Annotated in this window: 10 protein-coding genes; 8 read left to right on the top strand and 2 right to left on the bottom strand. The window is 53.0% G+C overall.

The genetic code is table 11. From position 1 onward, the window contains the following. Window positions 1–139 precede the first annotated feature (139 nt). Window positions 140–511, bottom strand: a complete 372-nt coding sequence (locus tag JXO48_01945) for a hypothetical protein (GenBank protein ID MBN2282630.1) — start codon at window positions 509–511, stop codon at window positions 140–142. Window positions 512–824: 313 nt separating this feature from the next. Between JXO48_01945 and JXO48_01940 the strand changes: the two genes are divergently transcribed. The 5 genes from JXO48_01940 (at window position 825) to glk (ending at window position 5,896) form a co-directional block, all read left to right on the top strand. Beyond that, entirely contained in the window at window positions 825–2,402 is a 1,578-nt protein-coding gene (locus JXO48_01940; GenBank protein MBN2282629.1) for an NAD(P)H-hydrate dehydratase, read from the top strand. Window positions 2,403–2,659: 257 nt separating this feature from the next. After that, window positions 2,660–3,847, top strand: a complete 1,188-nt coding sequence (locus tag JXO48_01935; protein MBN2282628.1) for a pyridoxal phosphate-dependent aminotransferase — start codon at window positions 2,660–2,662, stop codon at window positions 3,845–3,847. Between the two features lie 36 nt (window positions 3,848–3,883). Next, window positions 3,884–4,222, top strand: a complete 339-nt coding sequence (locus JXO48_01930; protein ID MBN2282627.1) for a phosphomannose isomerase type II C-terminal cupin domain — start codon at window positions 3,884–3,886, stop codon at window positions 4,220–4,222. Between the two features lie 114 nt (window positions 4,223–4,336). Further along, complete coding sequence (locus JXO48_01925; protein ID MBN2282626.1) at window positions 4,337–4,831, top strand: hypothetical protein; 495 nt, start codon at window positions 4,337–4,339, stop codon at window positions 4,829–4,831. A gap of 75 nt (window positions 4,832–4,906) precedes the next feature. Next, window positions 4,907–5,896 (top strand): glucokinase, encoded by a 990-nt coding sequence (gene glk, locus JXO48_01920; GenBank protein MBN2282625.1) that lies wholly within the window; start codon window positions 4,907–4,909, stop codon window positions 5,894–5,896. Between the two features lie 302 nt (window positions 5,897–6,198). On the opposite strand, the gene JXO48_01915 is transcribed toward glk, so the two are convergent. Beyond that, window positions 6,199–7,107 (bottom strand): DMT family transporter, encoded by a 909-nt coding sequence (locus JXO48_01915; GenBank protein ID MBN2282624.1) that lies wholly within the window; start codon window positions 7,105–7,107, stop codon window positions 6,199–6,201. A 157-nt stretch (window positions 7,108–7,264) separates the two neighbouring features. On the opposite strand from JXO48_01915, the gene JXO48_01910 reads away from it, so the two are divergent. The 3 genes from JXO48_01910 (at window position 7,265) to JXO48_01900 (ending at window position 11,202) form a co-directional block, all read left to right on the top strand. Then, the gene (locus JXO48_01910) at window positions 7,265–8,062 is read left to right on the top strand and encodes a DUF3108 domain-containing protein (GenBank protein MBN2282623.1); all 798 of its coding nucleotides are present in this window, start codon (window positions 7,265–7,267) and stop codon (window positions 8,060–8,062) included. Window positions 8,063–8,486: 424 nt separating this feature from the next. Next, on the top strand, window positions 8,487–10,172 hold the full coding sequence (locus JXO48_01905) for an acyl--CoA ligase (GenBank protein MBN2282622.1): 1,686 nt from the start codon (window positions 8,487–8,489) through the stop codon (window positions 10,170–10,172). A 49-nt stretch (window positions 10,173–10,221) separates the two neighbouring features. Further along, the gene (locus JXO48_01900; GenBank protein ID MBN2282621.1) at window positions 10,222–11,202 is read left to right on the top strand and encodes a phosphotriesterase-related protein; all 981 of its coding nucleotides are present in this window, start codon (window positions 10,222–10,224) and stop codon (window positions 11,200–11,202) included. The last annotated feature ends 1 nt before the right edge of the window (window position 11,203 follow it).

The raw sequence follows: 11,203 nt of genomic DNA, 5'->3' as shown, positions 1-11,203 counted from the left end.
TTGTATCCATTATCGTTTCTGGGTTTTTTCGAGGGCATCATTCCCCGGGCGTGACGGGGAGATCAACGGTGGAAGTTCGTCGCCTTCCTGGTCCGGCCGGGCGGTGCAATAAAAATCTTATGATATAAAGGTGATGTGCTTAAAAACGGACCCGAACGATATCGATCGATGCCGTCGTGTCAGGTGCCGAAACGGAGCCATAGGACCATTGCGGCGTGGGGAGAGCGATTTTCATGTCTCCCTTTTCGATTTCAACAATGGCCGTTGCTTCATATACACCGAACAGCATACCCACAATGGCGCCACTGGCCGCGCCATAACCGATATACATGAGATGGTCTCCCGGGTCTTCCGTAAAGGCCATAACGGCGGCTCCGATGACGGCGCCGGTCACGGTTCCGAACAGGGTGTCTTTCAGAATGAGACTGCCGCCCGTTTCAAAGGCGTTTACACTGCCGCTGAACGAGAATAGCATCAGAACGCTTATTATCAGAACAAGTATCTTTTTCATATCCGTCTCCTTCCTTCTGGTCCTCATGGATGATGGAGCACCTGATGACGCGCCGGCTGTGGCGTGTGTCAGGCACAGCCATTCCACTGTGTCCGGTTTGCGTGAAAGCTATCATACTTGCCCTTCTCAATCAACGGGTTATTCTGATCCTTCCCGAGGCCGCCGTCCTGTTAATGATTGCTCATTTGTATGAAGCATGATATTTTCACACAGTTTTACGGGGAGTTAAAATACGATCCGGTAACGGGGACGAGTTCACACCGGTAAGAGGATCTGAGTGGAAAAAGCGGCCGATGATCCAGGAGGGATGCACATGAAGGTAAGTTCCGTTGCGGAAATGAGGAACCTCGACAAAGTCGCGATCCTAAAATATGGAATAGAGGAAAAACTGCTGATGGAAAATGCCGGGTTGGCGACCTGTCAGCTGATCCTGCGGGAAGTCGGAAGCACGAACAAAAAATTCGTCGTTTTCTGCGGGGTTGGGAATAACGGGGGAGACGGATGTGTCATTGCGCGAAAACTCCATTCCATGGGTGGCACGGTGAAGGTGTTCATCCTCGGTGATCCCACAAAATACACGGGCGCCGCGAAGATGAATCTTGATATCATTCAGCGGTTGCCATTGGACACGAAGAGCATTACCCGTGCCGCGGCTGCCGGAAAAGACCTGGTTCACTGCGATGCCGTCATCGATGCCATCTTTGGGACCGGCCTTGCCCGGGAGGTTACCGGCCTGTATCATGATGTGATAGAACTCATCAATCGGAGTGGAAGACCTGTCTTCAGTGTCGATATCCCCTCCGGAGTCAATGGAGATACGGGAGCGGTCATGGGTGCCGCTGTTCGTGCTGACCACACGGTCACATACGGTCTGCCGAAACGGGGGAATCTGCTTTACCCGGGGTATGGACTCTGCGGCCGCCTCTACGTCAGTCACATATCCTTCCCTCCCGAACACTATGATCAGAAAGAGATACTGGTGTCCGTCAACCGGCCGGGTCCTTCACCCCTGCGAAAGGCGGACGGCCACAAGGGCGATTTCGGCGAAGCGCTCTTCATTGCGGGAGCAGCCGGGTATTTCGGAGCGCCCTATTTTGCGGCGCTCTCGTTCATGAAGGCGGGAGGCGGGTATTCGAGACTGGCATCGCCCCGATCGATAACACCCTTCATCGCGACCAAGGGAAGCGAGATCGTTTTTATCCCCCAGAATGAAACACCGGCAGGGAGTATCGCCCTGTCGAACGAGAGCGAACTTGTGGAACTTTCCCGGCGCATGGACATTGTTGTTATGGGTCCCGGAGTGTCCCTGGAAGATGAGACGCGGCGCCTGATGAAGAACCTGACGCGCCGTATCGAAAGGCCGATTGTTCTCGACGGGGACGGGATCACCGCCCTTTGTGACGATATAGCCATCCTTCGCCGGAGGAAAAGTCCGACCGTACTGACCCCGCACACTGGTGAAATGTCGCGCCTGACCGGTCTTTCCGTTGAAGAGATAGAAAAGGATCCGATCGGCATTCTGCAAAGAACGGCGGCGGACCTGAAGGCCATCATCGTACTGAAGGGGGCACATTCCCTGATTGGATTTCCCGATGGCCGGGTAAGAATAAACATGAGTGGAAATGCGGGAATGGCGACGGCGGGGTCCGGCGATGTTCTCACGGGTACCGTTGCGGCTCAGTTCGGCCTGGGGTTACCTTTGGAGGAGGCCGTTTCGAAAGGTGTGTATCTTCACGGTCTCAGCGGAGATCTCGCAGCTCTCGAGATCGGTGAAGACGGTATGACGGCGCAGGACATTCTGGAATATCTGCCTTGTGCCCTTGCTGTCGACCGAAGGGGGCCGTCCTCTGTGCCGGGGTTGATGGAACGTTATGATATTCCGATGCTGTAGGAAGGGGGCCGGGGTTTCCGGCGACCAGCTCCGTGACAATGCCGGTGAAAACGGTGCGTGCCGTTTTGAATAAATCGTCCGGTTCTTCTATCCCTGATTGAATATGATGGTTGACCTGTGTATAATACGCCGCCTGTGGGAAGGAGATACCTTTTACGTTTTACAAAGTGGCCGGTCACATTGAGAGACGGCATGGGAATATACCGGAAAGGCACGATAAAAAATATGAAAAGGGAAACAGACGGGAAGGGGCTGGTATGGCGATTTCAAGAAAAATAGAGGGTTTTATGTCCCAGTCTTCATGGATAAGGAAGATGTTCGAGGATGGGCTGAGGTTAAAAAGAGAACTGGGCGATGAGAATGTCTTTGATTTCAGCCTCGGGAACCCCAATATACATATCGATACACCGGACAGGTTCAAGGAACTTCTCGCCGAGGTGGCCGACGATGTGGCCCTGGGGGTTCATGCCTATATGCCGAATGCCGGCTTTCCCGGTACCCGGAAAGCAATCGCCGACTACCTGAGCGAAGAACACAGTGTAAAGATGCATATCGACCATGTCGTCATGGCCTGCGGCGCCGGCGGCGCATTGAACGTCGTGCTGAAAACACTGCTTGACCCCGGTGATGAAGTTATTATTCCCGCACCCTATTTCGTTGAATATCGTTTCTACATCGATAACTTTGACGGGATCCCCCGGATCGTGCCGACCCACGAAGACTTTTCACTCGATGTCGAGGCAATAGCAGCGGCCGTAACGGAAAAAACAAAAGCCGTGCTGATCAATTCGCCCAACAATCCTACGGGAAAGGTCTATGACGAAGATTCCATCCGGGAGCTCGCCGCAGCACTCCAGGAAAAAGACAGGCGTTTCGGAACGGATATCTATCTCATATCCGACGAGCCCTACCGGGACATTATCTTTGACGGCATCAAGGTACCGAGCGTGTTCAAGGCGTATGCACACAGTATCATCGCGACGTCCTATTCAAAGAATGTGTCCATCCCGGGTGAGCGGATCGGCTATGTCGCATTGAACCCGCGGATAGGGGGGGCGAAAACGCTCATGGACGGCCTCGTGCTTTCTACCCGGATTCTCGGTTTTGTGAATGCCCCCGCATTTATGCAGCGAGTGATCGAAAAAATGCAGGGTGTTGTGGTCGACACGACGATCTACCAGACGAAACGGGATATGCTCTGCGAAGGCCTTGCCGCAATAGGGTATCGCTTTGATAAACCGCAGGGGGCCTTTTACCTTTTCCCGCGTTCCCCCATAGATGATGATGTGGCATTTGTCCAACTCCTGCAGCAGAAGAACATCCTGACCGTTCCCGGAAGCGGATTCGGCAGGGGAGGGTATTTCAGGATAGCCTATTGTGTCGATGACAGGACGATCGCCAACTCAATGAAGGGTTTTGAAGAAGCATTCAATGAATGTCAATAACAGGTCCGTTGCTCACGGCGCCGGGGGCTTAGTGTCATGAAAAACCATCGACCCTGGGGATACTATGAGGTCCTTTCCGATGACCCGGATCACAAGGTGAAGCGAATCGTCGTTCATCCCGGAAGGCGGTTCAGCCTCCAAAAGCATGGTAAGCGTGATGAACACTGGTATGTTGTGAAAGGCGATGCGGTGGTAACCGTGGGTGAGCGGAGCATGGTCCTGAACGCCGGAGATTCCATAGATATCCCGCGGTGCATGGTTCACCGGTTACAGAACGGCGGAACGGAAGATGTGGTGTTCATCGAGGTCCAGCGCGGTGAATACTTCGGTGAGGATGACATAGAACGTATCGAGGACGACTACGGACGGACCTGATTCTGCGATTCCCGTCTTTCACGAGGTGAAACGGACGTCCGGAATCTGGTGTTATGCGAAGGGGATCGCTCTGTGCGGTTTAAATGTATAATTATCATATGTCTCTTTATGTGTATGCCGGTCATTGTGACGGTGAGCTGCTCCGCCCCGGAACCGAGACACAGGGAACTTCAACTACAGACGGAAGAACTGGAAAAAGAATTTGTCGAGCTGAAGAAACGATACCGTTTGCTGAAAAAAAAGAACCTCACCATAACCCGGGAACTTGAGGAGATAGAGGAAGAGCGTCCGAAAACGCCCGAATACTATTATCAGAAAGGCCTCGAATACGAGGGAACGGACACGTTCACGGCCTATGATTTCTTCAGGATCCTCCATGACCGGTATCCGGGACACGATTTGACGGATTCAGCGATCAGAAAGATGCAGGAGATCGGGAAACTGAATTACGACCGAATCATGAGAGACCTGAACAGCAAACCGACGCGAGTAGAAAAAATAGAATCCCTGGAACAGAACCTCCTCATTTACCATGAGTATCTCGGCAGGCCCGACCTTGAACTGCTTGTAAAAACGCTCAAAACTCTCAAACAGTCTGAAGATCAATAATATACGGACGGTTCTGTCGGCAGGTTTCTTCCAGGGCGGTGCCTGCCGGAGAGGCATGTGATCAGGAGGTATATTATGCTGATTGCCGGTGACATTGGTGGAACAAAGACCATCCTCGGGATTTTTTCAAAGGAGGGGGGGAGCCGCAAACCTCTGCGGGAAGAACACTATTCAAGTAATCGGTATGAGGGACTTGAGCCCATGATTCATGAATTCATGAGCGGACTCGATGTTTGCTTAGATGGTGCCGTTTTCGGGATAGCCGGTCCCGTCAGGGGAGGAGCCTTTGTTGAGGTTACGAATCTGCCCTGGACGGTTACCGCGGACAGCCTGAAAAAATATCTGTCCATTGAATCGGTGTTGCTTCTGAATGATGTTCAGGCAATGGCATACAGCATACCACTGCTTGCCGGCGATGATCTGAGGACGATCGAGGAAGGTGATCCGCATGCCTCGGGAGTGACGGGCGTTGTGGCACCCGGGACGGGGCTTGGAGAAGCGTATCTGACAGAAAGGAACGATCGGTACCATGTCCACGCTTCTGAGGGAGGCCATGCCGACTTTGCGCCCATTGATGATATCCAGATCCAACTCCTGCAGTTTGCCGGAAAGCGTTTTGAGCATGTGAGCTGCGAAAGGGTCTGCTCAGGCGGCGGCATGAGGCTTCTTTATGAGTTTCTCAGGGACATCGGTTACGCAGAGGAGCCACGGTGGTTTCAGCAGGAAATGGCTGAAACAGACGATGCCGGGGCATTGATAATCAGGTCCGCCCTCGGTGAATCGCGTCCCTGTTTTCTCTGTCGCGCGACGCTGAAGCTGTTCCTGTCCATTCTCGGAGCGGAAGCTGGAAATTTCGCTCTGAAGGTATTCGCCCTCGGCGGCATCTACCTGGGCGGCGGTATTCCGCCGCTGATACCGGATGAACTGTATCGCGAATGCTTTTTGAAGACCTTTACGGCAAAGGGGAGATTCACCGGCCTTCTCAGGAAGATCCCCGTGAAGGTCATCATGAACCGAAAGGCCGTCCTCATGGGGGCGGCGGCACTCGGACTGGAGAAACTCTAGATTTGGCTTTCCTTCTTTTGATAACAGCAAGATGATGGAATGGTCCTTGTTCAACAATAAATCTCTTTTGAAGCGGCCATTGAAACGTTTTTGTCATACATCTCGGCGAAGCGGAAGATCAGCGATCTCATCTGTCTGAGCCGCAGGCGAGTTTTGAGATCGCCTGAAGCAAGCCGCAAAGATGTATCAAAAACGTTTCGGGCCCAGCGAAAAAGGGATTCATTGTTGAATGAGAGGCAAACCATTCCTGGCAATCCAGCATACAGAACGCGTGAACCATTGCAGATCGCAGTTTCTTCAGGTTATGGTTTTCTTGTCCGGTTTTGAAAGAATCCCCAGAGCTGGGAGACAAGCATTGCTGAAAACATGAGGGCGCAGCCCATGAACTGGCGGAGGTTCATTGTTTCCTGCAGGAGCATCCAGCCACCCAGGGCGGCAAAAACAGATTCCATGCTCAGAAGGATCGATGCATGGGCCGGGTGTGCCTTTCTCTGGCCGATCACCTGAAGGGTATAGGCGATCCCGACGGACATGGCTCCTCCATAGAGAATGGCAGTAGCGGCACCGGAAAGACCCTGAAGGGTGGTGTCCTCGAAAACGGCGGAGATCCCGGTGCTCAGAAAGGATACAACGGCGTATTGAATAACGGCGAGTTTCAGTGAATCCACTCTTGGTGAAAGCCAGCCGATCACAAGGACATGCGCGGCGAAGCAGGCCGATCCGATCAACACGAGAACGTCACCGAAGTCAATGGTGAACTGCTCAGTCACGCTCAACAGGTACAATCCGGCGGCGGCAAGGAATGCGCCGAGCCAGGTGCCCCGGTTCGTTTTCTTTCTGAAAAACAGGGCAAGGACGGGTACGATCACCACGTACAGGCCGGTTATGAATCCGGCCTTTCCGGCCGTCGTGTATACGATTCCCACCTGCTGAAAGGACGATCCGGCGAAGAGAGCCAATCCCGCCAGGAAACCTCCGGTGGCAAGGAACCTTCCGTTTCCCGTTCCTCCCATGCCGGGGGGCTGAGATTGCCCAGCGCCTTTCATGATGATGAAGGGGAGGAGCACAAGGCAGCCGAGGGCGAATCGAACGCCGTTAAAGATAAAGGGACCCACATGGTCCATGCCGACCCGCTGGGCGACAAAGGCAAACCCCCAGATGACCGCTGTTGTGAGAAGAATGATGTCTGACTTGAACGATGTTTTTTCCATGGAACGTCTGAACACTGGAATTTATTGGCAGGGGGCGACAATACACGGTGCGGGAGCGGGAGTCAAGAAAAGATGATCCCGGAACTCGCGGTTTCGGTTTTACCGTGGAAGATGATATACTGAACGCACAGTACCCCTCATAACAAGAGGTATCCCCATGAGGTTGTCCGTATTTGTCAACGCACTGGCCGCAGTCCTTCTTTTTGGTGTTACCGGTTCAGCCGGTGCCCTCGAAGATTCGCTTCCATTTCCACCGGGGGAGAAGATATGTTTCAGTGCCAGATGGAATTTCATCCCCGCCGGTACCGGTTCCCTGGAAATCCGGTCCCTGACGGAGCTGAACGGTGAGCCCGCACGTCATTTCGTATTTACCGCCCGCACAAATTCATTCGTTGATCTGATATACAAGGTCAGGGACAGATATGATTCCTACACGGACCTTGGCATGACGCACTCACTTTTGTATAAAAGACGCAACGAGGGCAGAGAAAAACGCGATATCGTCGTTCAATTTGACTGGGAGCGGCAGGAAGTGTGCTATTCAAACTTCGGTAAGACCGAGGAACCGGTGCCGGTGCTGGCAGGTTCTTTCGATCCGCTTTCGGTGTATTATGCGTTCCGGCTTCATGATTTCGGTGTCGGTGATGTGGTCCGGTTTCCAGTGACCGATGGGAAAAAATCCGTAGAGGGTATTGCCCGTGTTACGGCCAGGGAAACTATAGAAGTCGACGGTATCCATTACGATACCTATAAAATTGAACCAAGTCTCGAACACTTCGGCGGTGTTTTCAAGAAGAGCCCCGAAAAAAAGCTTGAGATATGGGTCACCGCCGACCAGCTCAAGATCCCTGTAAGAATGGAGGTTGAGGTTATTATCGGCAGTGTGGTTTTTGAAAGAACTCACAATGGTGAATACTGGAGAAAAAGAGACGCCACAGAGAACCCCGGATGCTGAATATTCAATCATCACTTGACAAAATTCGATATCTTCCGTATTTCTTATGCGTTCCGTCATGAAAGAACCGGCCTTTTCATGCCACATGACGGTTTCTTCCAATTACCAGTCTTACAGCGTGACGAACCGGGAGGTGATCGATTCGGTTCAAGAGAAGCATTTATTGCTCCTGACGGCTGAACCTTCAGGAGCGGCGCTGTTCGGGCGGTTATCAGAATGCATCTCGCGCCGCGTGCTTCGAACCGGGAAAACCGTTTTACTGACAAGTCGCTTAATATCTCTTCTTATTGTCTCTTACGCATGGTCTCAGATTGATCTTCCGATTTTCCGGGAAATGGGTGATCGGAATGTTGTCGGCGTTAACATGTGTTTGGTTTCATAAAATACTCACCGTTTTTCCCAACGACCGAAAGGAGGGACAGGAATGCCGGAGAATGTCGAAAAGGGAGGGATAAAACCACCTCACCGGTGGCCGAAAGAGGGGGTCATTACCGTCGGTTTCGAAAACGAAGTACAGGATGTCTGGGCGCAGCGCTATGGAACGCTGACGGAGGTCATGAAAGAGGGTGCTGCCCGGTTCGGTGACCGGGAAATGCTCTATTTCCCCGATTTCAATATTCGATGGACCTATAATCAGTTCGATTCCGTGGTGAACAATGTTGCCTTTTCACTGATGAAGGATTACGGGATTCGAAAGGGCGACCGGGTCGCCATCATGATGAACAATATTCCGGAAGCATTCGTCATGTATCTCGCCCTGTCACAGATAGGGGCGATATCGGTGATCATCAACGCACGCCTCGCCGGCGACGAGGTCGAACGCCAGTTCATCGACAGCGGATGCATCGCCGCCGCGATAGAGGCACCGCTCTGGGAAACGGTCAAGCACATTCCTGAAAAGCTGCCGGGGTTGAAACGCCTGTTCATATCCGGCAGGGAACAGAAGAACGGTTCAATTCCGCTGGCAAAGCTCATGGAGACAGAGGCACCGAGAGAGGTGTATGTCGATGTGAACGAACGCGACATCTGCAGCCTGATCTATACATCGGGGACGACGGGACGGCCGAAGGGAACAATCACGCTGCACCGGGCCGTCGTCAACAACGCGATGAACTGCAAATACTCGCTGGCCAGGATCTATGATGATGAAGCCGATCTCAGTGCCTGGCGGCAACTCATCGTGACACCCTTCTTTCACGTCACCACACTGCATACGCTTGTCAACCTCAACCTCATGGGGGCAAGCGCCGTCGCGACAACCACCTTCAATCCACAACAGGTGCTCGATCTCCTGATAGAAGAAAAACTCAACTTCAGCGTCATGGTCACGGCCATGTACTGGATCCTCAGCCTTCAGCCCCGATACCAGGAACTTGTCAAGGCGAACAACCTTCAATATATCATGCAAGGAGGCTCTCCGATGCCGCCCGAGATCTGCAATAAACTTTCCGGAGAATTTCCGAATGCGAAGATCGGTAACGGATATGGCTTTACCGAGGGAGCTTCCGTCGGCTGGTTGCTGTTCATGGGGGGCGATGTGGAGACCGTGCTTGCCAAGCCGGGAAGCGTGGGCGGTACCGTGGGCAACAGTCTCCTTCGCATCGTGGATGAGGACATGAAGGATGTGCCCCGTGGCATACCCGGTCAGATCCTGGCGTCAAGTCCCAGTATCAGCCCGGGGTACTGGAACCTGCCTGAGGAAACGGCGAAGAGCTTCGTCACCGACAAGGAAGGCAGGCGCTGGTTCCTGACGGGAGATGTGGCCTATATGGATGATGACGGGTATACGTTCATCATTGATCGCATCAAGAGCATGATATGCCGCGGTGGCGAAAATGTCTATTCCGTTGAGCTCGAGAACCTCATAAGCCAGCACCCGAAGGTCCTTGAGGTCGGGGTGGTCGGTGTCCCCGACAAGGTCCTCGGTGAGAAGATAAAGGCCGTCATCTGGCCCGTCCCGGGAGAGACCCTGACGGAAGATGAGGTCAAGGAGTTCTGTAAGGGAAAGATCGCCGAGTTCAAGGTGCCCGACTATGTCGTATTTTCGGAAATGATGCTCCCCAAGAATCCCGGGGGGAAGATCATGAAGGATGAACTCAAGAAGATGTAAGGGTAAGGATTGAGAAGATACTGCACGGTGTGCGGAAAAAGGAGGTGACATGATGGGGAAGGTGAATACTGTCTTAGGGCCTGTTTCAGCCGAAGAACTGGGGAGGACGCTCGTCCATGAGCATTTCCTGTTCGGATACCCCGGATGGTCGGGGGATGTGACACTTGGCCCCTTTGACCGGGAAGGGTGCCTGAAGGCCGGGCTCGAAATGGTAGAAAAGGTACGGGCTCATGGTGTCAATACCATCGTTGATGCAACACCGAATGAAACCGGCCGGAATCCTGAAATTCTCAGAGAGATAGCCGAGAAGACCGGCATGAACATTATCTGCTCAAGCGGTTTCTATTCCGAGGCGGAAGGCGCGTCCGCTTATTTCAAATTGCGGAGTCAGCTTGGCGACGGGGTTGCCCAGATACAGGAGATGTTCAAAAAAGAGGTCACCGAGGGCATCGGAGAAACGGGCATAAAACCATCCGTCTTCAAGCTGGCCTCAAGCAAGGGGACGATAACCGCTTACGAAGAAATGTTCTTCAAAGCGGCGGCACATGTTTCCAGGGAAGAGGGGGTCTCGATAATCACACATACGGAAGAGGGAACAATGGGACCGGAACAGGCGGACCTTCTCATCAGCGAGGGGGCGGATCCGAAACGGATCGCCATTGGCCATATCGGCGGTAATACGGATATCAATTACCTGATGAACGTTCTTGAAAAGGGAGTATATATCTCTTTCGATCGTTTCGGTATAGAAGGACTCGCGGGGGCGCCGACCGATGAGAGGCGGAAAGCCTGCCTGATCGGCCTCCTTGGTGTGGGATACGCTCACCAGATCATGATTTCACAGGACTGGGTGAATCACTGGCTTGGAAGGCCGGGTGTTACCGAGATCGTGAGTATGGTGATGCCCCGCTGGAGCCCGACGAACATTTTTGAAAACATTATACCGGCATTGCTTAAAGCCGGCGTTACGCAGGACCAGATCGACACCATGATGATCGAAAACCCCCGTCGCTTTCTCACGGGGGCGTAAG

The sequence above is a fragment of the Deltaproteobacteria bacterium genome (genome assembly GCA_016933965.1).
In the GTDB taxonomy this organism is placed as follows: domain Bacteria; phylum Desulfobacterota; class Syntrophia; order Syntrophales; family UBA2210; genus JAFGTS01.
This window is presented reverse-complemented; position numbering and strand designations above follow the sequence as displayed.

What these genes read in the sequence shown, in the direction of transcription:
- JXO48_01945 (MBN2282630.1), bottom strand. Translation starts at nt 511, where the DNA reads ATGAAAAAGATACTTGTTCTGATAATAAGCGTTCTGATGCTATTCTCG.
- JXO48_01940 (MBN2282629.1), top strand. Translation starts at nt 825, where the DNA reads ATGAAGGTAAGTTCCGTTGCGGAAATGAGGAACCTCGACAAAGTCGCG.
- JXO48_01935 (MBN2282628.1), top strand. Translation starts at nt 2,660, where the DNA reads ATGGCGATTTCAAGAAAAATAGAGGGTTTTATGTCCCAGTCTTCATGG.
- JXO48_01930 (MBN2282627.1), top strand. Translation starts at nt 3,884, where the DNA reads ATGAAAAACCATCGACCCTGGGGATACTATGAGGTCCTTTCCGATGAC.
- JXO48_01925 (MBN2282626.1), top strand. Translation starts at nt 4,337, where the DNA reads ATGCCGGTCATTGTGACGGTGAGCTGCTCCGCCCCGGAACCGAGACAC.
- glk (MBN2282625.1), top strand. Translation starts at nt 4,907, where the DNA reads ATGCTGATTGCCGGTGACATTGGTGGAACAAAGACCATCCTCGGGATT.
- JXO48_01915 (MBN2282624.1), bottom strand. Translation starts at nt 7,107, where the DNA reads ATGGAAAAAACATCGTTCAAGTCAGACATCATTCTTCTCACAACAGCG.
- JXO48_01910 (MBN2282623.1), top strand. Translation starts at nt 7,265, where the DNA reads ATGAGGTTGTCCGTATTTGTCAACGCACTGGCCGCAGTCCTTCTTTTT.
- JXO48_01905 (MBN2282622.1), top strand. Translation starts at nt 8,487, where the DNA reads ATGCCGGAGAATGTCGAAAAGGGAGGGATAAAACCACCTCACCGGTGG.
- JXO48_01900 (MBN2282621.1), top strand. Translation starts at nt 10,222, where the DNA reads ATGATGGGGAAGGTGAATACTGTCTTAGGGCCTGTTTCAGCCGAAGAA.